Raw genomic sequence first — 26,143 nt, 5'->3', positions numbered from 1 at the left:
CTCAGCCCTCCGTTTCTACAAGCTCAAGGCGCGGGAACAGCGGCTTGGGCGGGCTTAATGCGAAGCCTGAGGCGCGCAGCGCGGCATAGAAATCGGAGCCGATCAGCTCATAGCTGCGCGCATCGGCGTCAATGCCCATCTGGTCCAGCAAAGCGGCCGCGCTTGCAGGAATGACCGGCTGAATCATCACGGCAAGGCTTGCGATGGCCTCATAAAGGGTGGCAAGCACCGCCTCCATCCGGGCCGGATCGGTCTTGCGCAGCGCCCATGGCGCCTGGGCGTCGATATAGGCGTTGCAGGCAAAAACGGCGCGCATCCACGCTTCGATCGCCACCGAGGGCGCCAGATCGTTCATCGCATTCTGGAATATCCGGCAGGCATCGGCAATACCGCTCAACAGCGCGCTATCCACCTCCATAGCCGCTGGTTCAGGCAAGCGCCCGTCCAGATTTTTCGCGATGAAGCTCAACGTGCGCTGCGCCAGATTGCCGAAGCTGTTGGCCAGATCGCTGTTGGACCGGGCAATGATCGCCTCCGCACTATAGCTGCCATCATTGCCGAACGTCACTTCGGAAAGCAGGAAATAGCGAAGCTGGTCCACGCCGAACCGGTCCGCCAATTCCATGGGATCTGCGACATTGCCGAGCGACTTCGACATCTTCTCTCCACGATTGAGGAGGAAGCCATGGCCGAATATCTGCTTCGGCAAGGGCAGCTTCGCGCTCATAAGGAAAGCTGGCCAATAAACGGCATGAAAACGCACGATATCTTTGCCGATGACATGGGTGATATCGCCGCCTTCGGCCCAATAGCGCGCCATTCGTTCGGCGTCGTCGGGATAACCGCAGCCGGTCAGATAATTGGTCAGTGCGTCGACCCAGACATACATGACATGCCCGTCGGCATCGGGCACGCGCACGCCCCAATCGAAACTGGTGCGCGAAATGCTGAGGTCGGACAGCCCGCCTTCGACAAAGCGCATGATCTCGTTGCGGCGGCTTTCGGGCTGGATGAAATCGGGCTGGCTTTCGTACAGCGCCAACAGCTTGTCCTGATAAGCGGACAGGCGGAAGAACCAGCTTTCCTCAACGGTCCATTCGACCGGAGTGTTCTGCGGCGACAGCTTCGCGCCACCCTCCCCCTCGATCAATTCCTTCTCATCGTAAAAGGCTTCGTCCCGAACCGAATACCAGCCTTCGTAACGTCCAAGATACAGGTCGCCATTCGCCTCCATCGCTCGCCAGATCGCCTGGCTGGCGCGATGATGATCGGGTTCGCTCGTGCGAATGAACCGATCATGGCTGATATTCAGCGCCTCGTTCATCACCTTGAAATAGCCCGCCATTTCATCAGCGAGTGCACGCGGTTCAATGCCACGGGCGCGCGCTGTCTGCGCCATTTTCAGCCCATGCTCGTCCGTGCCGGTCTGAAAGAAGACATCGCGTCCCATCATTCGCTGGAACCGCGCGATCGCGTCGGTGGCGATCACTTCATAAGCATGGCCGATATGCGGGCGGCCATTGGGATAGGAAATGGCGGTGGTAATGGTGAAGGGTTTCGACATGGCGCTTCCCTAACCGCTGATCGCGCCCGCGCAAAGCCGCTTTTCAGCGCCGGGGCGCGAGCGCCGCGACATGACCGGCCAGTTCGAACACCACGGCGGCGGGATCGAGAGACAGGATCACCGCGCCCCCGGCCAGATGCCGCGCCTGCTCCCAATGATCGAGCGCTTCCCCCAAGGCCGGTCCCTGCCGCTGGCGCGCAGCCTGCGCGATGAAGGCAGGCGCGCGCTCCAGAAAGGCTTCATAGCGCGCTTTGGCCGATTTGGCCGAAAGCGCCTTGACCAGCGCCAGCCTCTTGCTGTTGCCTTCGTCTGCCCCGGTCGCAAGCTCACCGAGCGCCGTTTCGATTTCAGCAAGATTGAGGCCGGCAAAGCGCATCGCCTGACCTGGCGACCCTTCGCCAGCGTGGACCAGGGCCGTCATTTCAACGTCAGACAGGCCCGGCTGCGCTTCGATCAGCACCCGTCGCATCGCCGCATCGTTCAGCGCGTCGAACCGCAAGGTCCGGCAGCGCGACCGGATCGTCGGCAGCAAGCGCCCCGGCGCATGGCTGACCAACAGGAAAAGCATGTCCGAAGGGGGCTCCTCCAGCGTCTTGAGCAACGCATTGGCCGCCCCGCGCTCCAGGTCGTCAGCGCTGTCGACAACCACGATCCGTCGCGGCGACAGCGACGGTGCCGACTGGATCAACCGTTGCAAACCCCGCACCTGATCGACGCTGATGTTGCGGGCGGTGACGCCATCCTTTTCGATCGGGGCCAACTCGGCATAATCGGGATGCGCCGTCGCTTCGATCAGCCGGCGGATCGGGTGATCCTCCGGCACCGCCAGCCCGTCACCGTCGATAGCAGGGCCAGCCGCGCCCGCAAGCAGCCGCAACGCCAGAGCGCGCGCGAAGCTCGCCTTGCCGATGCCTTTGGGGCCGGCGAAAATCCAGCCATGGTGCATTCGTCCGCTTTGGGCCTGCGCCAACAGCATGCGCGCCTGCGCTTCATGGCCGATGGGCAGAATCACGGTAGCAGGTCGGCCAGAGCGTCTACCAGACGCTGCGTCACTGCCTCCGTCGTGCCGCTTGCGTCGATAGCGCGGACCCGCTCGCTCTCCTGGGCGGCAAAGCGCGCAAAGGCATCCGCAACGGCATGATGAAAGCGGCTGTCGCGACCGCCGATCCGATCGACATGATCGCCATCGCGCGCCCTCGCGCGATCGGCCGCTACGGCATCGGGCAGGGTCAGCACCAACGTGCGGTCCGGCAGAAAATCGGCGCTGCCGATACGATGCAGCGCCACTATGTCGCTGTCGCTCAACTCCCCCTGCCCCTGATAGGCGCGGCTTGAATCCAGGAAGCGGTCGGATAATACCCACGCGCCGCGCGCGAGTGCCGGGCGGATCGTCTTTTCGATATGATCCGCCCGCGCCGCCGCGAACAGCAACGCTTCGGCGCGCGGGCTCCATCGGTCCGCGCCACCGGTCAGCAACAAGGTGCGGATGGCCTCCGCCCCGTCGCTGCCGCCTGGCTCGCGGGTTTCGAGCACATCAAGTCCTCGCTCTCGCAAGGTCCGGGCCAGCGCACGCAGTTGCGTCGACTTGCCCGCGCCCTCCCCGCCTTCCAGCGAAATAAACCGGCCGGTCGTCACCCGAACAGCGACTTCAGGCCGTTCCAGAGCCGACCGAAAACGCCTGCTTCGGCAACGTCCTCGCCTGCGACCAGCGGCATGACCTGCGGCGCGGTATCGTGGGTCTGGACGATAAGCTGCGCTATCTGCTGTCCCTTGGCGATCGGCGCCTTGATCGGACCGGTGTAGACGACCTTGACCTTCACGTCCGCCGACGCGGTGCGCGGCAGCGTGACCGCCAGATTCTGAGGCGCGACCAGGGGAACGCTGGTGGCGCTTCCCAACTGCACTTCGGCGGTTTCGACGGTCTGCCCCTTCTTGAACAGCGGCTGGGCCTTCCACGCCTTGAAGCCCCAATCCATGAAGCGGACGGATTCCTTGATGCGGCCGTTGAAGCTGTTGAGGCCTGCGACCACCATCACCAGTCGGCGGCCATCCTGCTCGGCCGACCCGGTGAAGCCATAGCCGGCTTCTTCGGTATGACCGGTTTTCAGGCCATCGGCGCCCGCGATCTTGCCCAATATGGGATTGCGGTTGGCCTGCTCGATCGCCGAACCGCCCATCGTCTGGCCCCAGGTGAAGGACTTGGTGGCATAGAAACGCTTATAAAGGTCGGGCGTCTCCTCGATCGTCGCCTGGGCGAGCGTGGCCAGATCCTCGGCCGTGACATAGGTCACGCCTTCGTCCGGCCAGCCATTGCTGGTGCCGAAATGGCTGTTCTTGAGGCCCAGGCGCTTGCCCTCCTCATTCATCAGCGCAACGAAGGCCTGCTCGGTCCCGGCAATACCCTCTGCCAGCACGACGCAGGCGTCATTGCCAGACAGGGTGACGATGCCATGCAGCAGATTTTCGACCGACACCTGCTCGCCTGCGGACAGGAACATGGTCGATCCCGCTTTCGGGCCATGCCATTGCTGCCAGGTTTCGGGCCGCACGGTGAATTTCGTGTCGAGCTTGAGGTCGCCTTTCTGGATCAGGCGAAAGGCGACATGCGCGGTCATCATCTTCGCCATCGACGCGGGCGGAATACGCGTCTCCCCGCCCTTGTCGTACAACACCGCGCCCGACGACAGGTCCTTCATATAGGCAATCGGCGCCTCGGTCGTGTAGGGCGGCGCGGCCGCGATCACCGGCTGGGCGACCAAGCCTGCGGCCAGGAGCATTGCGAGGGATTTCTTCATCGGAACAATTGCCTTCGACTGGATGGATTCGCTTGAAGCGGCCTGAAACTATGGCTCGTCCTTAGCCATGATGGGCATATTCGCAAAGCCCTGCGCGGCGGCAGCGCGAACACCGGCCTGCGCCGCCTGCCGGGTGGTGTAGGGACCATAGCGCACGCGCCATAGTCCACCCCCCTGCTCCACCTGCGCGCCGATCCGCTTCGCCAGCCTTTGGGCATTGGCGCGCGAGGAAAAGGCGCCGACCTGTACATAGTAGCGGCCCGGCGCCTTTTCCGGCTTCGTGGCCGCCGGCGTCACCGGGGGGGCGGCCGGCTTGAGATCAGCGGGCGCGGGGTCGAACGTCGCGCCGGGTCTCCCGGGCGCTACAGATTTGGACGCCAGTACCTCTTTTTCCGATTGGGTTACAGGCGAGCGGGACGGCTGTAATTTTTCGCGCAGCACCTTGAGCAATGCTGGCGGACTTTCCAACCGTTCGGCTGCGCGCTGATGGGAGCGCAGCGCGACCTGATCCTGACCGGGTGGATTGACGCGCCGCACGCGGACCGCAGCGGACGGACCGGCAAGCCCCAATTGCGCCATCGCGCCTAGAGACAGGCCAATCAGGCGATCATTGCGCATCGGCCCGCGATCATTCACGCGCGCCAGGATCGTGCGCCCGCTGTCCAGCGCCGTCACTTCGACATAGCTGGGCAGCGGAAGCGTCTTGTGCGCGGCCGTGATCGCGTCAGCCGCGAAGGCCTCGCCATTGGCCGTCTTCGCGCCCTGGCTGCCCTCCGCCATCGCGGCGGCATAGCCTACCTCATCATAGGCGGCAGGATCGGCAGGACGGTAAAGCACACCCGCCACATTATAGGCTTCGCCCAGCAGGACAGGTTGATCCTCGACCATGGCGGCAGGCTGCGCTTCAGCAATGGCGGCCATCGCGCTGAATGCCGCCGCGATCAGGGCGGCCAGCGCCTTATTGTTTGACCGCATCCGCCAGCAATCCCACCGACAAGGCGTAAAAATTCGAACAATTATAATCCAGGATCGCCCGGTAGTTGCTGGTCAACAAATAGGCAGTCTTGCCGGGGCCATCGGGTTCCAGCAAGGTCGCCATCATCGTGTCGGCCGGCCAGCGCCCGCTTTCCGGCACCAGTCCGAGCCGCCGCCACTCACCCATGGTCATCCAGCGACTGTGGCGGTTGAACACGCGGGGACAACGCGGCGGGTTGGTGCGCGCGGCGAGCGACCCGCGATTAAGCCCGAATGGCACGGATACCGCGACGCCCCATGGCTCGCCACGTCGCCAGCCGGACTGCACGAAATAGTTGGCGATCGATGCCAGGGCGTCGGCCTCGCTGGTCCAGATGTCGGCCTTGCCGTCGCCGTCGCCATCCTTGGCCAGCCGCAGATAGACGCTGGGCAGGAATTGCGGATATCCGGTCGCCCCGGCCCAACTGCCCACTAGTCGGCTGCGCGGCACGCCATTGTCCAGCATTTTGAGCGTAGCGAGCAGTTCGGGTTCGAACAGCGTCCGCCTGCGCCCCTCCCAGGCCAGCGTCGCCAGCGACCGGATCAGATCAAAGTCGCCGGTGTAGGAGCCATAATTGGTCTCATGCCCGAAAATGGCGACCATGATTTCCTCGGGCACGCCCGTTTCCGCTTCGATGCGCGCCAGCCGGGCGCGATTGGCCTGATAGGCGGTGCGGCCGCGGCTGATCCGCGCGGCATCGACATGCTTGACGCGATAGGGCTGAAAATTCGGGATCGGCGCATAGGCGCCCCCACCCGGTTGGTTCTGATCGAGTTCAATGACGCGTGGGTTGGGCGTCAGGTCTGAAAAGACGCCGTTGAGCGTCGCGTCGCTGATCCCCATTGCCCGCGCCTGCGGCCGCAGGCTTTCCAGATAGGAACGAAAGTCGCCACTGGTTTGCGCGACCGCGGGTACGGGCGTTGCAGCGCCGACCGAAGCGGTCGCAACCGCGACCCACAATGCCGAAAGAGTTGAGCGCAAAGAATCTCGCATGTGGCTGTTGTTGCACAGGCCATGGCGGCCGCGAAACCCCCTATCGAACCATCGCAGCCAGAAGACGATGAACCGAGCACCATGATTTTTACGCTTGGCAACCGCGCATTCCGCGCTAGGAAGCGCGCCAGGGACAGGTGGCCGAGTGGTTTAAGGCAGCGGTCTTGAAAACCGCCGTGGGTTCACGCCCACCGTGGGTTCGAATCCCACCCTGTCCGCCAGTTTTCAGTCGGCTGCCGTCTTTTCAGGCATAATGGCCGGGTGACACTTCTTGCAAAATGAGGGCCGAGCTTCCCACTGATACTTGGTGGTCGGCTTGGCAGACGATGGCCTGCGGATCGACTGCGTGACTCAAAAGCAGGCCGCACCGATCCGGGCCGTTCCAGATTACCGTGCCGCATACTTCCAGATGATCGGCGATCAATGTCACGCGCTCGCCTACCACTGGCAGCCACGCGCCGCTCACCAGCGCCCCATAAATGGAAATATTCCGGATCTGGACGGGCTGGCTCGTGCCCTCCCAATTGAGCGTAGCCGACACTTCGGTGGCAAAACGCTGCTCACGCCTCCGTTCTGCTCGGGCTCGACACACGGCCTGTTCCATATTCTTCTCCCGGTTCGCCCCCCGGGATAGGCACAGATTCGCTCTCGATCCTTTATGAACGCTTACGCCACGTGGTTAACGGCGCAGCAAATGTGCGCCGTTGTGGAGAATATCAGGCGAGCGCACCGTGACAATGCTTGTATTTCTGCCCCGAACCACAGGGGCAGGGCGCATTGCGGCTGATGTCCATATTGGTGAAGTCTTCGCCCGCCACCGGCGGCGCAGGCGCGCGCGGGATCGTCGTCGTTATGCTGCCCGTCTGCCCAGCATCGATATCGGCGCTATTATCCTCGCCCGAAAACGGGTCGATATGCGTCGTGATGAAATCCGGCAGTACGGGAAGCGCATAATCCTCCATCGGCGGCTGCTCCATCCGGAACTGCACGCGGGCGATCGACCCGGTCACATCCTCGCGGATATTTTCCAGCATCCGCTCAAACAGCGCGAAGGCTTCCTGCTTATATTCGTTGATCGGCGTCTTTTGCGCATAGGCGCGCAAATGGACGACCTGACGCAGCGCATCGAGCGTGGAAAGATGCTCCTTCCAATGATGATCGAGACTTTGGAGCAGGATTGATTTTTCGATCATGTGCCAATCGGCCGCGTCGATCTCCTTGACCTTCTCGGCAACCGCGGCGTCCGCCATCGCGACCAGCCGCTCCTCGATCATTTCGGGATCGACCGCGTCCTCGGCGAGCCACGCGTCAAAGTCTGGCTCCAGCCCCAAAATCTCCGCAGTGCGGGCCTTCAGTCGCTCCATGTCCCATTGTTCGGGATAGGTGCCGGGCGGGCAGGATGCGCCGACCAGGTCGTTGACCGTTTCGTGCCGCATATCAGTGACGACATCGTCCACCGTATCGGCATCCATGATGTCGCTGCGCTGTTCGTAGATGACCTTGCGCTGGTCGTTCATCACGTCATCATATTCGACGACCTGCTTGCGGATGTCGTAATTGCGCGCCTCGACCTTCTTCTGCGCGGTCTCGATCGCCTTGCTGAGCCATTTGGATGGCGGCAGCGCCTCCCCGTCCTCCAGATTGGAACGGATCATCTTGGCGAACATCGTGTCCGGGCCAAAAATGCGCATCAGGTCATCGTCAAGGCTGAGATAGAAGCGCGACAGGCCGGGGTCGCCCTGACGACCCGAACGGCCACGCAGCTGATTGTCGATGCGCCGGCTTTCGTGCCGCTCGGTCGCCAGCACGAACAAGCCGCCAGCATCCAGCACCTCCTGCTTCTCGACTTCGATCTCCGCTTCAATCCGGGCGATGGCCGCGTCGCGGTCTGGACCTTCGGGCATGTCGCGCAGTTCGTCCTCGACGCGCATCTCGAGATTGCCGCCCAGCTTGATGTCGGTGCCACGACCCGCCATGTTGGTCGCAATCGTCACGGCGCCCTTGCGGCCCGCCTGGGCAACGATATGCGCTTCGCTTTCATGGAATCTGGCGTTGAGCACCGCATGCTTGACGCCTTCCTGATTGAGGAATTCGGATAGCATTTCCGATTTCTCGATCGACACGGTGCCGACCAGCACGGGCTGACCCTTTTCGGCATGGACCTTGATGGTCCGGGCGATGCCGCGAAACTTGTCTTCCAGATTCTTGTAGAACGTATCTTCTTCATCCACCCGCTGCACCGGCCGATTGGTCGGGATGGTGACGACGTTCATCTTGTAGATTTCATAAAATTCCGTCGCTTCGGTCGCAGCGGTGCCCGTCATGCCCGAAAGCTTGGGATACATGCGGAAATAATTCTGGAAGGTGATGGAAGCGAGCGTCTGGTTTTCCGGCTCGATATTGACGCCTTCCTTCGCCTCCACCGCCTGGTGCAGGCCATCGGACCAGCGGCGCCCATCCATCATGCGACCGGTGAATTCGTCGATGATGACGACCTTGCCGTCCTTGACGATATAATCGATGTCGCGGCGGAACATGACGTTCGCGCGCAGCGCCTGGTTCACATGATGGACGACGGCGGTATTTTCGAAATCATAGAGGTTGGCGCCCTGCAACAGCCCGGCCTGCTCCAGCAACCGCTCGATCTTTTCCGTGCCGTCTTCGGTCAGCGTGACGCTACGCTGCTTCTCGTCCTTTTCATAATCAGCGTCCGTGACCTGCTTCACGATCGCATCGACCGCGACATAGAGCTCGGACTTGTCGTCCGTCGGCCCGGAGATGATAAGCGGCGTGCGCGCTTCGTCGATCAGGATCGAATCCACCTCGTCGACGATCGCGTAATTGAACGGGCGCTGGACCATCGACCCGCGGTCGAACTTCATGTTGTCGCGCAGATAATCGAAGCCGAGTTCATTATTGGTCGCATAGGTGATGTCGGCCTCATAGGCCGCGCGCCGCTGGTCCTCGGACAGGTTGGGCACGATAACCCCCGTGGTCAACCCAAGGAAGCGATAGACCTGGCCCATCCAATCGCAGTCGCGGCTGGCAAGATAGTCGTTCACCGTGACGACGTGGACGCCCTTGCCCTCCAACGCATTGAGATAGGTGGCCAGCGTTGCCACCAACGTCTTGCCCTCGCCCGTGCGCATTTCGGCGATCTCGCCGCGATGCAGGACGATGCCGCCCACCATCTGCACATCGAAATGCCGCATGCCAAGAACGCGCTTCGACGCTTCGCGCACGGTGGCGAAGGCTTCGGGCAGCAGGTCGTCCAGCGTCTCGCCCGCCGCCAGCCGTTCGCGGAAACGGACCGTTTGCGCAACCAGATCTTCATCGCTCAGCGCTTCGATTGATGGCTCGAAGGAAGCGATCCGCTCGACGATCTTGCCCAGCGACTTGACATAGCGTTCGTTGGACGATCCGAAAATGGATTTGGCGAGTGCGCCGAACATGAGCTCTCCCTGAGCGAAAAGACAAAAGGGCGCAACAAGCCACGCCGCAAACAATTGAGCGGCAAATAGGCATCGGCCGGGCGCGCGTCAATTCGGCGTGGGCCTACGGGATACTAAATGCCTGTCAGCCCTGCATGTTTCGACGCGCTTCAGCCTCGCGCAATACCTCTGCCCAGCGCTGGGCGATCTGCGTCCGCCCATAGTGCGCGTTGAGGTGCGCCTGCCCGGCCGCCAGACGGTCCCGTTCGCCTGCCCAGTCAAGCGCATAGCGGGCAAGCCCCGCCTGCCAGTCGTCCAACACGATGAAAGGCCGCAATTCCTCGTAGGATCCGATCGAATCCGCGATGACGCCGAGCCCCGCCATCATCGCCGTCGCCGGCCGGTTAATGGATTTGCCCGCGGTATAATCATTTTGCGGCACTGGGATGACGGCGACACGATGGCGGCGCAGGGCATGCGGGAAGCTTGCCAGCGCCCATGGGATATAATGATGCGGAATGCCCCAGTGCATCGATGCCCTGCGGTATAGGGCAGGCTTGTTGCTGATGATCGTGAGTGTCACGGGATGCCGCGTCGCGAAGCGCTCAAGCTCCGCAATCCGATCGTGCAATTGGCATAAACCCGCGATCCCGGGCATATTGTTGCCAAACCACACGCAATGCAGCGCATCGCCATGCCGGGCGAGAAAGTCGTCGAGCTGCCCGAGCCGCCACCTGTCGATCACCGACAACCGCACCGCATGCCCGGACATGTCGTCCAGCATGTCCGGGACGATCCGCACGCGATCGCTGATTTCAGGGACCGACTGGATCAGTAGACGCCCCATCCGCTCTGTCGGAACCGTCACCAGGTCCGCGCAGCCCAACAGATGGTTGGTGCGCAGGCTATGGCGCGCGGATTCCTTGCAGCGATTATTGGCGAAACGATTGTCGCAAATGTCGAATACCAGGCTGGATCGCGCGGCAGCCGCTGCCTTCGCGACCTTCATCGCGCCTCGGCCGAAAGCTTTGGAAATGACGACGACGTCATAACCGATCGGTCGACGAAGCAGGGGATAGCGCGCGACGCCCAGACCTGCTTCGCGCAGCGCAGCCAGGGGCTCCAGAACCCGCAGCCTGATACTGGCCTTGCGCGGCGAAAAGCGCTTGGCATAAAAGGCGAACCGGCCCCCGCCGACATGCGTCATATCCAGTGCGACCCTATCATCTATCAACTCTGACAAGCATGACGCCGCCGTTGACGCAAGTCCGCAGTCGCATCGCCATTTAGCGACGGCACGGGCTGGCTTTCGGTCGGTACGCATTCTATGGCGACGCCATGGACAGATCGCCCCTCGCCCCAGCCACCTTTCCCTCCCTTCCAGCCATTACCGGGGTCACGCTGCGCACCGCTCGTGCTGGCTATAAGGCATGGGAGCGCGCTGACCTGACCTATGTCGAACTGGAGGCAGGTACGGCGGTTGCCGGTGTCACGACTCAAAGCAAATGCCCATCGCCGGAAGTCGAATGGTGCCGCGACGCCATCCCATTGGGGGCCGCGCGCGCGCTGGTGGTCAACGCCGGCAACGCCAACGCCTTTACCGGTAGCCGCGGCCGCGCAGCCGTGGAAGCGATCGCCGCCAAGGTCGCCAATCATCTGGATTGCCTGCCGTCGGACGTGTTCATTTCCTCGACGGGCGTCATCGGTGTCCCTCTGCCCGTGGAAAAGGCAGAAGCCGGTCTTGAAGCCGCCTTCGCCGCAGCGCCGTGTGGCTGGGAGCAGGCCGCGATCACCATCGGAACCACGGATACCTATCCAAAGGGCGCGAACACCAGCGCAATGATCGGCGACAGGCGGGTGACTTTGGTCGGGATTATCAAGGGATCGGGCATGATCGCGCCGGACATGGCGACCATGCTGGGCTACATCTTCACCGACGCCGCCATTGAACCGGCGCTGTTGCAGCAAATGCTGACGGCCGCGAACACACGCACATTTTCCTGCATCACGGTCGACAGCGACACCTCGACCAGCGACACGGTGCTGGCCTTCGCCACAGGGAAGGCCGGCCACCCCCCGCTGCGTTCAATGGACGATCCGGGCGCGGATGCCTTTGCCGCGGCGCTGGCCGACCTCTGCCGACAATTGGCGCACCTTGTCGTGCGCGACGGCGAGGGCGCGACCAAATTTATCGAAATCCGCGTCGAAGGCGCCACCAGTGACGACAGCGCCCATCGCATCGGCCTGTCGATCGCCAACTCGCCCCTCGTCAAAACCGCGATTGCGGGCGAGGATGCCAATTGGGGGCGCGTGGTCGCCGCCATCGGCAAGGCCGGCGAACCCGCCGATCGGGACCGGCTTTCCATCCGCTTCGGCGCCACGCAGGTCGCCACCAACGGTTTAGCCGTCGAGGGCTATGACGAAGCACCGGTCGCCGCGCATCTGAAAGGGCAGGAGATCGAAATCGGCGTCGATCTGGGGCTGGGCGAAGGCCGCGCGACCATCTGGACCTGCGATCTGACGCACGGCTATATCTCCATCAACGCGGACTATCGCAGCTGATGCTTTTCGATCTGCACGAACCCGTCGTCGCGCTGATGCGGCAAGTTGCCCGCGACGTGGTCATGCCACGTTTCCGCAACCTGGCTGCCGATGAGATCGCCGAAAAGGCGGCGGATGATTTCGTCACCATCGCCGACAAGGAGAGCGAATTGCGGCTGTCCGAGGGATTGAGCGCGATCCTGCCGGAGGCTGGCATCATCGGTGAGGAAGCCTGCGCGACCGATCCCGCCATATTGGACCGCGCGGGCGAAGGCTTGAACTGGATCATCGATCCGATCGACGGCACCGGCAATTTCGCAGCTGGCAATCCGCCTTTCGGGATCATGGTTGCACTCGCCGACGCGGGCACGACGCTGGCGGGTTGGATCTTAGATCCCCTGACCGGTCGGCTATGCCACGCACTGTTGGGCGGCGGCAGTCATATTGACGGGCAAGCCGTTCGCGCGAAAGAGAGCGGCGGTGACCTGCCGATCGCAGCGCTCGCAGTCTATTTCATGACGGCTGAGGAGCGGGCGGACATTCAAAGACGCGCCGAGGGTGCCTTTGCCGTGGTAGACATTCCCCGCTGCGCCGCCGAACAATATCCCCGGCTGGTGCTTGGCCAGAATGACGTCTCCGTTTTCGCGCGCACCCTGCCCTGGGATCATGCCGCCGGCACATTGTTCGTCAATGAAGCGGGCGGCTGCTGCCAGCGGCTGGACGGCACGCCCTATGTCGTAGGCGATCTGCGCCGGGGCCTGCTGGGTGCATCCTCTCCTCGCCTCTGGGATCAGGCGGCGCGCCAATTGTTCGGCTGAATCACGACAGCAAATGCGACAGCTGCAGCGGCTAGCCGAACAGTTGGCAGTCCGCGCGCAACTGTCGCACTCGCTGTCCACGCCCATGAAAAAAGCCGCGCCGTCAAAGCGTTGACGGCGCGGCTTTCTACTCAGCCGACACGCGGCGGAGCGCCGCGTATCAGAGCATCACAGGACGCTTTCGATCCAGCCCTTGAGCGCGCTCTTGGGGGCAGCGCCAACCTTGGTCGCGCTGACCTCACCATTTTTGAACAGGATCATGGTCGGAATCCCGCGCACGCCATATTTGCCCGGAGCGTCGGGATTTTCGTCGATATTAATCTTGGCGATGGTGACCTTGTCGCCCAGTTCCTCGGAGATTTCCTCCAGGGCCGGGCCGATCATCTTGCACGGGCCGCACCATTCCGCCCAGAAATCGACCAGCACCGGCTTGTCGGCGGCGATCACGTCCTGCTGGAAGCTGACATCGGTAACTGCCTTGGTGGCCATGGGTAAATCTCCTTTGCTTGGCGCAATATCTAGGATGACGGAGCCGCCGGCTCAACGGGCGGGAGCGGCAAAATTCCCTGCGCACCGACAAAGCCCGGCTTGTGCGCTGCGAGCAGCGCTGGCGGCAGGGTGATGAGCCGCGGAACGCTGGTGTAAAGCAATCCGGCCTCGATTTGGCGGCCGGGAAAGATCACGCCAAGCGCGGCGGCATAGGCCGCCATCTGGCAAAGGTGGGAGGTCGGCACGTCCGCCAGCGTCGATGGCGCGACGCGCCCCGTCTTGAAATCGACGAACTGCACCCGATCCGCCCCGACGCACAGGCGGTCCACCGTACCGGCGATGACCGCCTCCCCCACCACCGCCGCAATCGGCGCTTCGGCGAGCGCGCCAGGGCCAAATAGATTAGCGAAGTCCGGCGCGTCGATCACCCGCAATGCCTGGTCGATCAACTGCTGGCGCTCATATGCGTCGATGAGCCCCTGTTGCGCCAGCCAGCGGTCGGCGGCAGATGCACGCTGATTGGCACCAAGGCCAGGCAGTCGTTCGAACAAGGCATGCAACAACCGGCCTTTCTCGGCCGCCGCGCGCATCGCGGGAGTAGGCGGAGGATAGGGAACATCATCCTCCACCTGAGCCGATGGCGCCAGCGGCCGCGGGGGCCTGGCCTCGGCGGGCGCGGCCTGCCGCAGCCAGGACGGCGTGTCGGTAGCCAGATCGGCAGGCGCGTCCTCGACAGCCGCGTCCTTGGAGGGCAATTGCTCCGCCCCGCGCCAGCGCCGGGCGGCGCCCCATAAGGGGTCAGCCTCCCACTGCGCGCCCAGCGATATCATCGCCCCTTCGACAGCGGCAAACCAGCTTTCCGGCTTCACTTCGCCTTTGGCGCGCGGCCCCAGCGATCCTGCAACGACGAGCTTTTCCTCCGCCCGGGTGAGCGCCACATAGAGCAGCCGCCAATGCTCCTCGCGCTCGATTTGAGCCGCCTCCTCTGCCACATCCCCGATGGGCCCTTGCCGCTCCGCCTTGCGCGGCGGCAGGATGGGGAGGCCATTCCACTCCAGCATGTCGGCGCGATTGCCCGCATCGGGGTCCAGGCACGCATCGGCCAGGATGACGATCGGCGCTTGCAATCCCTTCGCGCCATGCACCGTCAGCAGCCGCAGCATATCGCCCTGCCCCGCCGCGTCGCGAACGATCTCCACCTCGCCCCGGTCGAACCAGTCGATGAATCGCTGGAGCGAGGGATGATCGTCCTGTTCGAATGCAAGCGCTGCGTTGAGCAATTCCTCAATCGGGTCGGCGGCTTCCGCGCCGAGCCGCGCGATCAGCTTGCGCCGGCCATCCATCGGCCCCGACACTATCGCTTCCAGATAGCGGTAGGGCGTCGAGAAGTCCGCCACCGCCAGCAGATTCCGCAAAGGCCCTAGCGCCTCATCGTCCAGCGTCTGGTTCAGATGCCGCCACAGCCCCGTTCGGCGCCCAACCAGCCGGTTCATCAACTCGTCCTGGGTCCAGCCGATCAAGGGGGATACAAGCAGGGACGCCAGGTTGAGTTCGTCCTCCGGCTGAACCGCGAACCGCAAGGCCGCCAGCAAGTCGCGCACCGCGAGCGGCGCGTTGAGGCGCAGCCGGTCGATACCCGCAACCGCCACCTGCTCCTCATAAAGCCGCGCGACGATCAGTCGTGCCAGTTCGCTCCGCCGACGCACCAGAATCATGATGTCGCCCGCCCGCACCGGACGGCCCCGGCTTTCCAGCATGACGCCGTTGTCAATCCACTGCTTTATCTGCCGCGCGATCCGCTGTGCCAGCACGCGCTCCTGATCGTCAGCCCAATCCTCCTCGCCGTCCGCATCCTCTGTCATGTTGGCGACAACCGGCTTCCACAACGTCACTTCGCCCGGATGGCGATTGGCGCTGTCATGATGGACCTCGCCCGCCTCCAGGCCGAGCCGCTCGGCACGCAGCGTGGCGATGGTGCGATCCACCACATCCAGGACCGCCGGCGTCGAACGGAAACTACGGTCGAGCGACAGGCTGTGAAAATCGTGACCTGCATCCATCGCATCGCGCTGGAACAACAATTGCGCGGCCGCGAAATTCTGGGGACTGGTCCCCTGAAATCCGAAAATAGCCTGCTTGAAATCGCCGACCGTGAACACGGTCCGAACCTTGTCGCCCTTTGCCCCTGCGCCGCTGAAAAATTCCTCCGCCAGCGTTCGGACGATCCGCCACTGCGCGGCATTGGTGTCCTGCGCTTCATCGACCAATATATGGTCGATCCGCTGGTCCAGCTTGTAACGTATCCATTCGGCGATGCCGGGCTGCTCCAGCAGCGCGGCCGTACGCGCGATCAGGTCATCGAAATCGACCGCGCCGGCCAGGCGTTTGGCGGTCGCATATTCGCGGGCATAGGCGCGCCCGGCATGAAGCGCCTGAGCGAGCAGCGCGGCGTAATCGGCGCGCAGCTTGAGCGCGATCAGCTCGCCGCACCGGCTGTGCAACCGCGCCGCCATCTCGCCATAGCCGTCAATCGGCGGCACCCAGCCCCTGGCATCGATGATGTCGCCATCCGCCTTCGCCCAGGCGCGATGCAATTCGATCAGGCCCGCAGCGCGGCCCGCCGGATCGAGCGCCCGCCAGGCGGCGATGCGGTCGCACCGTTCCAGCCCGCGCCCCTTGCCCCAATCGGCATTGGCGCGCACGATCCAGTCGAGCGCCCGCATATCGAATATGTCGTCGCGGCACTGGTCGGCCAACCATTGGTCCACGTCACCATCCGGCAGCCCCAATTCGGCAGCGATCCATGGCGCAATGTGGGCAGGCAAGCCGCCCAGCGCCTCGCCCCGTGCCGCACAGCGCATCAGAAAAGCTTCCGCGCCGCCTTCGCCCAAGCGCAGGCTGAGCGACTGGAGCGCTGTCATGAGCGGGTCGTCGCCCTCTTCTTGCGCGCGCACCACCACGTCCGCCAGCGTCTGGCGGGCCAGGGCCGATTGCTCGCGCTGATCCAGCGGCCGAAAGCCCGGCGCCAGCTCAGCCTCCAATGGAAAGGCTGTCAGCAGTTGCTGACAAAAGCCATGAATCGTCTGAATGCGCAGGCCACCGGTGGATTCCAGCACCTCGGCGAACAGGCGCCGGGCATGATCCTGCATCTGCGGGCCATGATCCTCGCCCAGCGCCATCAGGTCCGCCGCCAGCGCGGGACCATCCATCTGGACCCACGCCGCCAGCCGATCATGGATGCGATCGGCCATTTCGGCCGCCCCCGCCTTGGTGAAGGTGAGGCAGAGGATATTCTCGGGCCGCACCCCCTGGAGCAGCAGGCGAAATACACGCGCGGTAAGGACATGGGTCTTTCCCGTCCCCGCCGACGCCGACAGCCACACATGAGCGTCAGGTCCGGCAGCCCGTGCCTGATCGCCGAGCAATTTCTGAAGCGCGCGCGCCTTACCCATCGTCGCGGCCATACCATTCCTCCAGCCGCATCAACTGGTCATAATCGCCATAGTTGGCGACTTCGGGATTGAGCTGCGCCACGAAGGGCGCACTGCCCAGCAGATAGTCATTCGCCAGCCCTTCGAAATGGGCGTGGGCATGCGCCGTGAATTCCTGCGTGATGATCTTGTCGCGTTTTCCCAGCGGATCGACCGGCCGTTCCCGATATCCGAACTGGTCCCCCTTTTTGGCGAGCGACCAATATTCAAAGTCGCCGGCCACGGGCGCGGGGCCCAGTCCGTCGAAGCCGCCCATTTCCGCGATCACGCCAAGCAGCCCCAGTTGAAGCGAGAAGCCTGCCTTCACCTGCCGCGCACTGGGCGGCTTGCCCGTCTTGTAATCGATGATGCCGATCCGACCGTCCGCCAGCCGGTCCAGCCTGTCGGCCTTGCCCATCAGCGTGACCCCCGCGACGTCAGCACGGCCTTCCTGTTCGACCGATATGATGGTCCGCCCTTCCGACTTGTCGCGCGCGACCTCCGCCGCGATCCAGCGGATCGATTCGATCAGGCGCGGTTGCCACAGAGCCTTGAGCAGCGGGTGAACTTCCGGCTGATCGAACATGGCGCGCGCGCGCACTTCCAGGTCGGTGGGATCAAGCGTACCGGCCTCCGCCCAGCGTTGCAGAACCTCATGGACGGCGGTGCCGCGCCAGGCCGGGCCGGCGTCGGCGTCTACGGGATCGAGTCGCGCCAGGCGCAGAATGCGGCGCGCATAGAAAGCGAAGGGGTCGGCCTTGAGCCGGTCGACATCGGTCACCGGAATGACATGGGGCCGCACGGCTATCGGCGGGGATGGCGCGGGACGCCTGGTCGGGCCGTAAACCAACGGCGCATCGATGGCCCGCGCCATCGCCGCATAACGATCTGCGGTCTTCCACTGCGGCCCTGCCATCGCTTTCAGGCGCAGCCACAGGCGCGATGCCACGGCCGGCCCGCCGCTGCCGCGCCGCGCGCGGGTGATGAGCACGCGCGGCGCGCCCAACGCGCCCGCAAAATCATGCGCGGCCAGCCCGATCCGCGTTTCCAGTCCCGGCAGGCCCAGGTCACGCCGGATGCGCGGGGCGAGCCAGGGGTCCGGCGCGGGCAAGCCGGGCCAAACGCCTTCGTTAAGCCCACCCAGGATCATGACATCGGCCTGAGTCAGACGCGCCTCTATAAGCCCCAGGATCGAAAGCCGTGGATGCCCGCCTTGCGGAGGGCGCACGGAAAGACCGCTCAGCATATCGTCAAGCAATGCTGGCAGCGCGCGCGCATCGGCCTGACGCGGCCCCTCCGGCGCTGCGGACTCCATGTCCGCGAACAGATCAGCGGCGGCATGACCATGATGACCCGCCCAGATCGCTTCCGCCGACAATAGGCTGGCCGCTTCCCGCAACGCAGCGAGTTGCCCTGCAAGACCGGTGGTGGTGGCGAAAGCCGTTTCCAGCGGCTCCAGCAACGCCCGGGCGGTCGGCCACCAGGCGCGCACCTGATCGCGCAGCGTCCTCTGCCGGTCGTCGTCACGGGCGCGCAGCACAAGGTCTATGCCGTGCAGCCCGGCCTGCGGGCGCGGTCCGCGCAGCAGCAGGTCAAGCCCGCGCACCCCGTCCAGCCAGGCGATCCGCGCATCACCTCGCATCACCAGCGGATGTTTCAGCAACGTCAGCAGCGGCACGGGAGCGAACCGCTCGGCCACCGCTTGGGCCATCGCGATCAGCAGCGTCCCGGGCGGCAGGCGCGACAGGGGCTGCCCGGCGCTGTCATCCGCGTCGATCCCCCAGCGGCGGAGATGCGCCGATACGCGGGTTGCCAACTGCCGATCCGGCGTCACCAGCGCTGCCGTGCGTGCCGGCGTTTCCAGAACTTCGCGCAGGGCGATAGCGATCGCCTGCGCCTCCTCACCCGGCGTCGCGACTTCCAGCGCTTCGACGCCCGCCAGAGATCGGTCGGCGGTCTTGAGGTCGCGCCAGCGACTGGTGAGCCGCGGCGGCAGCATCGCATTGGAGATATTGCGCCCGCGCACGGCGCGCGCATCATGTTCGCTGCCCCAGCGCCACTGCGCGACATCGTCGCGGGTTGCGCTCATGCGGTCGAGCAATTGCTTGAGCGCATATTGCGGATGGCTTTCATGGCCGGGTACGCGCTGCCCGGTTGCAGGGTCGGGGTCGAACGGGCCGATCGCATCCCAGGCATCGGCATCCATATGCTGGTCCAGTCCGGCGAACACCACCATGCCGTTGGGCGTTTCAGCGATGCAGCGGAGCAGGCGGGCAATCGCCGGCGCCGTGGTCGAAATGCCAGCGGCGACTACGGGACCGGAAGGCGGGTGCAGCGCCCATCGGGCCGTAAGCCGATCGAACAAACGGTTGCGCCGGTCGGCAAGGTCGATGCAACCGATCCGCGCCAGTTCGGCGGGCCAGCGCGTGATCAGTATCTCGAACAGGGTCAAAGACACTTGCCAGTGGCGTGACAGGTCTGCGGAAAGGTCAATATCCCGCAGCGCGCGGGGTGAAATGCGCTCCACCTGCATCTGGTCCAGCACGGTGCCGAGGGCCTGGCCCAGCTGGAGCGCCTGCCCCGCATCCACCTCCGGCCGCACGTCCTGCACCATGCGCGCCAGCAGCATCTGACGGCGCATCGGATCAATGGCGGGCGGTATAGGCTCCTCTTCGCCCAGCGGGTCCAACGCGCCGCCGACCTGTTCACCCAGATCGGGATCGCCAATCGCAACCAGGCGGGGGAGCAGCAGCCCGCCGCCCGATTGCCGCACGAAGGCGTCGCGAACTGCACGAATGGCGCGGTTGTTGGGCAACAGGACCATGGCCTGCGCCAGCGCCATCACATCGCCACGATGCTGCGCGAGCAGCCCTGTCACCAAGGCATCGGCAAAGGCGCGATGCGCCGGAATGGTGAACAGGGCCGGACGGCTGCGCTCACCCATAAGCGAGCGTAGATTCCACCACGGGGATCGCCGCGGGCGTGCCGACGTCGAACCACAATCCCTGGTGCGATACGCCATAGAGACGACCCGCCGCGATAGCGCGGTTCCAGAAGATATTCGTGGAAAAGACGTCGCTCGGCGGATCGACCAGCAATGCGGGAGACAGGATCTGGATACCGATATAGACGAAAGGCGCGACATGGCCTTCGCGCCGGCGGGTCAGCCTGCCGTCCGCGTCCATCCTGAAGTCACCCATGCCGCTATGGCAATAGGCGCGGGCCTGCGGCACAAGCAGCAGCAACGCATCCATGCGCGCAGGATCCCACACGCGGCGCATCATGGCGAAGGTTTCCGCCGGGCCATCGACCCAGAAATTGTCGCTGTTGACGCAGAAGAAGGGCTGATCGCCGAGCAATGGCTTTGCCTTCATGAGGCCGCCGCCGGTTTCCAGCAGCTGCGCGCGCTCATCGGAAACGGTGAACTCCATCCCGCAGCGGCGCGCCTTCAGATGGGCTTCGACCGTGTCAGCGAGATAATGGACATTCACCACCACCTTGCGAACGCCCCCGGCTTCCAGCCGATCGAGCGCGTGATCCATCAGAGGCTTGCCGGCCACCTTGACCAAAGGTTTGGGGCGCGTTGCGGTAAGGGGGCGCATCCGCTTGCCCAGCCCCGCCGCCATCAGCATCGCCGTGTCGATCATGGTCGCCGCCTTATGCCAGCGCGTAGGCTTCAAGCGCGCTATGCCGCTTTTCCGCCGGAATATTCTGCGCGAACCATGAAGCGACCGGCGCCAGCGCAGGATGGGCGAGATCGCGCTCCAGCAGGCTCCACATGCGCGGCAGATAGGACAGATAGCGCGGCTTGCCATCCCGCTTCCACAAACGTGTGAAAATGCCGATGATCTTGGCGTTGCGCTGCGCGCCAAGCACGGCATAGGCCGCGTCGAAATCCGCTGGCGGCGACGCGATGGCGCGATAATGATCGAGCATCGCAGCCTCCACCGCCGGCGGGACGTCGCGCCGCGCATCCTGCAACAGGGATACAAGGTCATAGGCAGGGTGGCCGACCAGGGCATCCTGGAAATCCAGCAGCCCAAGGCCATGCGACGTCGGATCGTCGATCAGCATGATATTTTCCGCATGATAGTCGCGCAGGACAGTGACCGGCGCGCTGACCGACCGTTCGATCAGGGGCAGCACCTGGTCCCACACGCCGACATAGGCATCGACATCGACCGAAAGGCCAACAGCGGGGCAGTAATATTCGGTCAAAAGCCCCGTTTCGCGCTGGTATACGGCGCGGTCATAGGGCGGCAGGTCGGCTGGCGGCAGTCGGTGCAGTTCCGCCAGCAGATCGACCGCGCGCGTATAGACGGCCAGTTCATCACCCGGATGCACATCCAGATGCTCCTTGACGCGCAGGTCGCCGAAATCCTCGATCAGTACCAGGCCGCGCTCCAGATCGCGCGCCAGGATGCGCGGTGCGGCAAATCCGTCCTGCCGCAACCGTTCGGCAATCGCAATGAAAGGGCGCGGGTCTTCCTGCGGCGGCGGAGCGTCCATCAACACGGCCTGCCCGCCAGACCTGACAACGCGGAAGTAGCGGCGGAAGGATGCGTCGCATGCCAAAGGCAGGATCGCGGCCTCCCCCCACCCTGCCTCGGCGAGAAAAGCGGGAGCGGCAACGGGCGGGATCAAATCTGGGACCATCGATCCGTCCAAGCGTCCGGCACGTCCGCTGTCAAGCGTCGCGCGCCATCCTCCAATATCTCTATGGTGAGGCGCAGGCTGTGCGGCCAGAGCGAGGTTCCCAGCCGATCGGGCCATTCGATCAACAGCAGGCCGTCCATCAAATAGTCGCCCAGCGCCAACTCGTCGGCTTCCGCCACATCGTCCAGCCGGTAAAGATCGACATGCGTCACCGGCACCCTGACTTCGGGCACGTCATAGGGTTGAACGATCGCGAAACTCGGGCTCGGCGCTTCGCCTTGCAGGCCGAGCGCCTTGAGCAAGCCGCGCGCCAGCGTGGTCTTGCCCGCGCCAAGCCCGCCCTCCAGCGCGATCACATCACCGATGCGTACGTGCCGGGCAAGGTGTCGACCGAAAGCGACCATTGCCGACTCGTCGGGGAGATCGACCGCCAGGTCAGCCACGGGGTAGTTCGATCAGGATCATCGTCCCCTGCCCTTTCTTTGATACAAGCTTCAGCGTCCCGCCATGCGCCTGCACCAATTGGCGGGCCAGGGGCAGACCCATGCCTGCCTTGGCACCGCTACGCGCCTGTTCCGCCCGCACCAGCGGCTCGAAAATAGCCCGCTGACGCTCGGTCGGAATGCCCGGTCCATTATCAGAAATGACGATGCGCGCGCGATCGGCCGTGCCATCGCCATGCAGCAGGATGCGCGCGCCCCGGCTGCAATAGGTCAATGCATTCTCAAGCAGATGGTCGATACATTGGCCGATCCGCCGTTCGTCCCCGCGCACTACGCCCACCGCTGGCGTGAGGTCGAGCGCCAGGTCCATACCCTTCGCCACCGCCTCTGCCCGCAACCGTTCGACGCGCGCGCGGGCCAGATCGCCTAGATCGAGCGGAAGCCGCTCGATCGGCAAGGTGCCTGCTTCGCTTTGCGTCAGGTCCAGCACATTGTCGATCAGCATCGACAGGCGGCCGGTGCTCTGCAGGATCCCCGAGACATAGTCCTTGGCCGGTTCAGAAAGTTCGCCCGCATAGCCCGCGCTCATCATTTCGGCGAAACCCGCGATGGTCGTCAGCGGCGTGCGCAGTTCATAGCTCATATTCGTGACGAAGGCCGTCTTGATCTTGTCCGCCTGTTCCAGCGCCTCATTGCGGTCGCGCAGCACCTGTTCGACCCGGCGGCTGTCCGTCACGTCCAGCATGGTGAACAGGGCGTTGCCATCGGGCAGCGGAATGGCTGCGAATTCGAAAATGCGGCCATCGGCAAAGCCGACATGCCCCATGCGCTGCTTACGTTCCACGGTGGCGGCCCGCACCAGTTCGCGCACCAGATTGCCTTGTTCGGGCTTGGCGAGGCGGGATTGCACGTCGCGCATCAGATCGTCGATGCGCGGATGAGTGGCGAGCAATTCCTCGCTCGCGCCCCAGATCGTGCGGAAACGGCTATTCCACATTTGCAGGCGGCCGTCAGCGGCAAAGACACCAATCGATTCGAACAGATTATCGAAAGTGGCGGTCCGCACCCGCAACAGCGTGTCGCGCGCGCTCGACAATTGGACCTGTTCGGTACGGTCTTCAAAAATCAGGAGCAGCCCACCATCGGGAAGCGGCTGGGCGTAGACGCGCAAATGCGTGCCGTCCTGAAGCAGCCAATTCTCCTCCACCGGTTCAGGCGAGAGGAACCAGTCACGCCGTTCGGATCGCCAAGCCGGAAAATCGCGATGCTCAGGCAAGCGGCGGGCGTCGCGCATCTGGTCGAGGACACGTTCGAAAACCGGCGCATCCGCCAGAGCCTCCTGCCGCAGGCCAAAAAGGCTCATGAAGGGCTGGTTCCAGAAGCGCAGCATACGGTCCGGACCAAAGCGCGCGACGCCCGCAGACAAACGGTCCAGCAGGTCACGCTGCGCGGCTTCAAGCCGCCGCCCCTCGACCCGCGCCTGCTCCAGTTCATGCTGATCGACCGCGTAGCCGGCTATCCCCGCATCGCCCAACGGCACGTCGACGACCCGCATCATCCGGCGCTCGCCGTCGATCGTGGCCGGCACCATGCGTTCGACCAGCTGGTCGCGCGCCATCGCATCGGCCGCAGCCGCTTCCGGCGGGACGCCACCTACGGATTCGACCAGCTCGATGCCTTGGGTGATGACATCGGCAGCGTCCTGGGCATCGACAGCGCGGACATAGGCGCTGTTGACAAGGCTGAGCCGCAGGTCGGGGGTACGATGCCACATGGGAAAGGGCGCCGCTTCGACGAGCCCGGCAAGCGCCTCCAACGCATCACGCAGTTGCGCAACCTGGCTTCGAAGGGACTGAATTTCGGCCTGGCTGTCGGTTGCATCAAAAATCCACAGCAGAACGCCGCCGCTTTCCGCAAGCTCAGGGCCGGCGGGCGCGCCGCGCACAAGCAGCAAGCGAGTCGAATCGATGCCGCGAACGGGCAGAGCGAAGCTTTTGCCGGCGCGTTGGGCGGCAGCGATGACCTGAGCGAGCGCATGCGCATCTTCCGGCTCGATCCCGCCATCTTCGGCGGTCAGTTCCGAAAGGAAATTGGGCGCGCGGGTGCGGCCGAGCCATTTGGCCAGCCTGTCCGCAGCCTCCAGCCGGCCGTCGGGGTGGACAATGACCGGAGCCGCCGGGGCCGACGCGAGCAGCATGGTCAAACGGTCGAGCTTGCCTTGCGACTGCGTTCCTTCCCGGCGCATGCGCTGGCCGCTCATCACCGCCCAGATGGCCGCACCCAGCCATAGGGCCAGCACGATCCCCAAAATCATGGCCGCGACAGGCGAGAGCGTCGTCATAGGCGCTTGCCCACCATGTGCAGAACCTGCCTGTCTCTCATCATAAGTGCCACCGACCTAACGCAGATCGCGCATGGCGGGAAGCGGCTGGCTCAAAGATTCACAGGCAGAATGATGATCGCTGAACGGAAAAGGGGGCGGCGTTTCAGCCTCCCCCTCTCGGTGTCGGTCTTAGTAGCGGTAGTGATCGGGCTTGAACGGGCCTTCGACCGGCACGCCGATATAGTCGGCCTGCTTCTGGCTGAGCGTGGACAGCTTGACGCCCAGCTTTTCGAGGTGAAACGCGGCCACCTTTTCGTCCAGATGCTTGGGCAGGACATAGACTTCGTTCTTATAATCGTCTGCCTTGGTCCACAGTTCGATCTGGGCCAGCACCTGGTTGGTGAAGCTGGACGACATGACGAAGCTGGGATGGCCGGTGGCGCAGCCCAGATTGACCAGACGCCCCTTGGCCAGCACGATGATCTTCTTGCCGTCGGCAAATTCAACCTCGTCGACCTGCGGCTTGATCTCGGTCCACTTCATATTGTTGAGGCCCGCAATCTGAATCTCGCTGTCGAAGTGACCGATGTTGCAGACGATCGCCATATTCTTCATCGCACGCATATGGTCGACGGTGATGACGTCGGCATTGCCGGTCGCGGTGACGAAGATGTCGGCGCGGGGCGCGGCCTCTTCCATCGTTACGACCTCATAGCCCTCCATCGCCGCCTGCAACGCGCAGATGGGATCGACTTCGGTCACGAGCACGCGCGCGCCTCCGTTGCGCAGCGAGGCAGCGCTGCCCTTGCCCACGTCACCAAAGCCCGCGACGACCGCGACCTTGCCCGCCAGCATGACGTCGGTCGCGCGGCGGATCGCGTCGACCAGGCTTTCCTTGCAGCCATAGAGGTTGTCGAACTTGGACTTGGTGACGCTGTCGTTCACGTTGATCGCCGGGAAAGGCAGCTTGCCGTTCTTTGCCAATTCATACAGGCGATGCACCCCCGTGGTGGTCTCTTCCGATACGCCCTGGCTCGCCTGCACGGTCTTGGTGAGATAGCCCGGAAGTTCAGCCAGCAAGCGGTTCAGCGTCGCGACGAAGATTTCCTCTTCCTCGTTATCGGGCGTGAACAGCGCCTAGCCCGCTTCGACGCGGGCGCCCCCAAGGGCGACCATAGCGGGGTCGCCGCCATCGTCCAGAATCATGTTGCAGGTCGGGTCCTGACCCCAGTCGAAAATCTAGACGACATAATCCCAAATTCCTCCAGCGTCTCACCCTTGACGGCGAAAACGGGGAACCGCGATACGCGATGGCGGCAGCGGCGTGGTCCTGGGTCGAAAAGATGTTGCACGACGCCCAGCGCAGTTCAGCGCCGGTCTCGATGAAGCGTCTCGATCAGCACGGCGGTGTGGATGGTCATGTGCAGCGAACCGGAGAGGCGCGCGCCCTTCAGAGGATACGCCGCACCAAATTCCTGACGGAGGGCCATGAGGCCGGGCATTTCGGTTTTGGCGATATCGATTTCCTTCCGGCCGAAACGGGCAAGGCCGATGTCGGCAATCACATAATCCTGGGTCTGGGCAGCGGGGGCGGTGGCCACGGGC

Annotated in this window: 18 protein-coding genes, 1 tRNA gene and 1 pseudogene; 3 read left to right on the top strand and 17 right to left on the bottom strand. The window is 64.0% G+C overall.

The window, feature by feature from the left end:
* Position 1 precedes the first annotated feature (1 nt).
* The 6 genes from metG to SKA58_RS06725 are packed head-to-tail and all read right to left on the bottom strand — an operon-like array spanning position 2 to position 6,367.
* Positions 2-1,564: a methionine--tRNA ligase gene (metG, locus tag SKA58_RS06750; protein ID WP_009821641.1), complete on the bottom strand. Its 1,563-nt coding sequence runs from the start codon at positions 1,562-1,564 to the stop codon at positions 2-4.
* Positions 1,565-1,607: 43 nt separating this feature from the next.
* A complete protein-coding gene (locus SKA58_RS06745; RefSeq protein WP_009821640.1) occupies positions 1,608-2,576 on the bottom strand; it encodes an AAA family ATPase in 969 nt (322 codons plus the stop codon).
* Positions 2,573-3,199, bottom strand: coding sequence for a dTMP kinase (gene tmk / locus SKA58_RS06740; protein ID WP_009821639.1), 627 nt, complete (start codon positions 3,197-3,199; stop codon positions 2,573-2,575). The genes SKA58_RS06745 and tmk overlap by 4 nt, the downstream gene beginning before the upstream one ends.
* Entirely contained in the window at positions 3,196-4,359 is a 1,164-nt protein-coding gene (locus tag SKA58_RS06735; RefSeq protein WP_009821638.1) for a D-alanyl-D-alanine carboxypeptidase family protein, read from the bottom strand. Before SKA58_RS06735 ends, tmk begins: the two co-directional genes overlap by 4 nt.
* A gap of 48 nt (positions 4,360-4,407) precedes the next feature.
* Positions 4,408-5,334 (bottom strand): SPOR domain-containing protein, encoded by a 927-nt coding sequence (locus SKA58_RS06730; protein WP_009821637.1) that lies wholly within the window; start codon positions 5,332-5,334, stop codon positions 4,408-4,410.
* A complete protein-coding gene (locus SKA58_RS06725) occupies positions 5,318-6,367 on the bottom strand; it encodes a lytic murein transglycosylase (protein ID WP_037542695.1) in 1,050 nt (349 codons plus the stop codon). Before SKA58_RS06725 ends, SKA58_RS06730 begins: the two co-directional genes overlap by 17 nt.
* 131 nt (positions 6,368-6,498) lie before the next feature.
* Here SKA58_RS06725 and SKA58_RS06720 point away from each other — a divergent pair.
* Positions 6,499-6,588: transfer RNA gene (locus SKA58_RS06720), tRNA-Ser, on the top strand.
* 23 nt (positions 6,589-6,611) lie between these two features.
* Here the strand turns inward: SKA58_RS06720 and SKA58_RS06715 are convergent.
* The 3 genes from SKA58_RS06715 to SKA58_RS06705 form a co-directional block, all read right to left on the bottom strand.
* Positions 6,612-6,971: a PilZ domain-containing protein gene (locus SKA58_RS06715; RefSeq protein WP_037542219.1), complete on the bottom strand. Its 360-nt coding sequence runs from the start codon at positions 6,969-6,971 to the stop codon at positions 6,612-6,614.
* A 112-nt stretch (positions 6,972-7,083) separates the two neighbouring features.
* Positions 7,084-9,819: a preprotein translocase subunit SecA gene (gene secA, locus SKA58_RS06710; protein WP_009821634.1), complete on the bottom strand. Its 2,736-nt coding sequence runs from the start codon at positions 9,817-9,819 to the stop codon at positions 7,084-7,086.
* Positions 9,820-9,943: 124 nt separating this feature from the next.
* Positions 9,944-11,005: a hypothetical protein gene (locus SKA58_RS06705; RefSeq protein ID WP_009821633.1), complete on the bottom strand. Its 1,062-nt coding sequence runs from the start codon at positions 11,003-11,005 to the stop codon at positions 9,944-9,946.
* Between the two features lie 131 nt (positions 11,006-11,136).
* Between SKA58_RS06705 and argJ the strand changes: the two genes are divergently transcribed.
* A complete protein-coding gene (argJ, locus tag SKA58_RS06700) occupies positions 11,137-12,360 on the top strand; it encodes a bifunctional glutamate N-acetyltransferase/amino-acid acetyltransferase ArgJ (RefSeq protein ID WP_009821632.1) in 1,224 nt (407 codons plus the stop codon).
* Complete coding sequence (locus SKA58_RS06695; RefSeq protein ID WP_009821631.1) at positions 12,360-13,157, top strand: inositol monophosphatase family protein; 798 nt, start codon at positions 12,360-12,362, stop codon at positions 13,155-13,157. The genes argJ and SKA58_RS06695 overlap by 1 nt, the downstream gene beginning before the upstream one ends.
* A 168-nt stretch (positions 13,158-13,325) precedes the next feature.
* Here SKA58_RS06695 and trxA read toward each other — a convergent pair whose 3' ends face one another.
* The 8 genes and pseudogenes from trxA to ahcY all read right to left on the bottom strand — a co-directional run bounded on the left by trxA (position 13,326) and on the right by ahcY (position 26,139).
* On the bottom strand, positions 13,326-13,646 hold the full coding sequence (trxA, locus tag SKA58_RS06690; RefSeq protein ID WP_009821630.1) for a thioredoxin TrxA: 321 nt from the start codon (positions 13,644-13,646) through the stop codon (positions 13,326-13,328).
* 29 nt (positions 13,647-13,675) lie between these two features.
* Positions 13,676-17,110: a double-strand break repair helicase AddA gene (addA, locus tag SKA58_RS06685; protein ID WP_009821629.1), complete on the bottom strand. Its 3,435-nt coding sequence runs from the start codon at positions 17,108-17,110 to the stop codon at positions 13,676-13,678.
* Complete coding sequence (gene addB / locus SKA58_RS06680) at positions 17,091-20,060, bottom strand: double-strand break repair protein AddB (protein WP_009821628.1); 2,970 nt, start codon at positions 20,058-20,060, stop codon at positions 17,091-17,093. Before addB ends, addA begins: the two co-directional genes overlap by 20 nt.
* Positions 20,053-20,763 carry a nucleotidyltransferase family protein gene (locus SKA58_RS06675; protein WP_037542216.1) on the bottom strand — a complete coding sequence of 237 codons (711 nt, stop codon included), beginning with the start codon at positions 20,761-20,763 and terminating at the stop codon, positions 20,053-20,055. The genes addB and SKA58_RS06675 overlap by 8 nt, the downstream gene beginning before the upstream one ends.
* A gap of 10 nt (positions 20,764-20,773) precedes the next feature.
* A complete protein-coding gene (locus SKA58_RS06670; protein WP_198005949.1) occupies positions 20,774-21,760 on the bottom strand; it encodes an aminoglycoside phosphotransferase family protein in 987 nt (328 codons plus the stop codon).
* Positions 21,757-22,215, bottom strand: a complete 459-nt coding sequence (gene tsaE, locus SKA58_RS06665; RefSeq protein WP_009821625.1) for a tRNA (adenosine(37)-N6)-threonylcarbamoyltransferase complex ATPase subunit type 1 TsaE — start codon at positions 22,213-22,215, stop codon at positions 21,757-21,759. Before tsaE ends, SKA58_RS06670 begins: the two co-directional genes overlap by 4 nt.
* Positions 22,208-24,556: a sensor histidine kinase gene (locus SKA58_RS06660; RefSeq protein ID WP_009821624.1), complete on the bottom strand. Its 2,349-nt coding sequence runs from the start codon at positions 24,554-24,556 to the stop codon at positions 22,208-22,210. The genes tsaE and SKA58_RS06660 overlap by 8 nt, the downstream gene beginning before the upstream one ends.
* A 171-nt stretch (positions 24,557-24,727) precedes the next feature.
* Positions 24,728-26,139, bottom strand: a pseudogene (gene ahcY / locus SKA58_RS06655) (adenosylhomocysteinase).
* Positions 26,140-26,143 lie beyond the last annotated feature (4 nt).

Origin of the sequence: Sphingomonas sp. SKA58 (assembly GCF_000153545.1) — a bacterium.
Classification (GTDB): Bacteria; Pseudomonadota; Alphaproteobacteria; order Sphingomonadales; family Sphingomonadaceae; genus Sphingobium; species Sphingobium soli.
The sequence above is the reverse complement of the archived record's forward strand: the minus strand, read 5'-3'. Positions and strand labels throughout refer to the sequence as shown.

Coding starts and splice junctions, on each gene's coding strand:
- metG (WP_009821641.1), bottom strand. CDS start 1,564: ATGTCGAAACCCTTCACCATTACCACCGCCATTTCCTATCCCAATGGC.
- SKA58_RS06735 (WP_009821638.1), bottom strand. CDS start 4,359: ATGAAGAAATCCCTCGCAATGCTCCTGGCCGCAGGCTTGGTCGCCCAG.
- SKA58_RS06730 (WP_009821637.1), bottom strand. CDS start 5,334: ATGCGGTCAAACAATAAGGCGCTGGCCGCCCTGATCGCGGCGGCATTC.
- SKA58_RS06725 (WP_037542695.1), bottom strand. CDS start 6,367: ATGCGAGATTCTTTGCGCTCAACTCTTTCGGCATTGTGGGTCGCGGTT.
- SKA58_RS06715 (WP_037542219.1), bottom strand. CDS start 6,971: ATGGAACAGGCCGTGTGTCGAGCCCGAGCAGAACGGAGGCGTGAGCAG.
- secA (WP_009821634.1), bottom strand. CDS start 9,819: ATGTTCGGCGCACTCGCCAAATCCATTTTCGGATCGTCCAACGAACGC.
- SKA58_RS06705 (WP_009821633.1), bottom strand. CDS start 11,005: ATGACGCATGTCGGCGGGGGCCGGTTCGCCTTTTATGCCAAGCGCTTT.
- argJ (WP_009821632.1), top strand. CDS start 11,137: ATGGACAGATCGCCCCTCGCCCCAGCCACCTTTCCCTCCCTTCCAGCC.
- SKA58_RS06695 (WP_009821631.1), top strand. CDS start 12,360: ATGCTTTTCGATCTGCACGAACCCGTCGTCGCGCTGATGCGGCAAGTT.
- trxA (WP_009821630.1), bottom strand. CDS start 13,646: ATGGCCACCAAGGCAGTTACCGATGTCAGCTTCCAGCAGGACGTGATC.
- addA (WP_009821629.1), bottom strand. CDS start 17,110: ATGGCCGCGACGATGGGTAAGGCGCGCGCGCTTCAGAAATTGCTCGGC.
- addB (WP_009821628.1), bottom strand. CDS start 20,060: ATGGGTGAGCGCAGCCGTCCGGCCCTGTTCACCATTCCGGCGCATCGC.
- SKA58_RS06675 (WP_037542216.1), bottom strand. CDS start 20,763: ATGATCGACACGGCGATGCTGATGGCGGCGGGGCTGGGCAAGCGGATG.
- SKA58_RS06660 (WP_009821624.1), bottom strand. CDS start 24,556: ATGACGACGCTCTCGCCTGTCGCGGCCATGATTTTGGGGATCGTGCTG.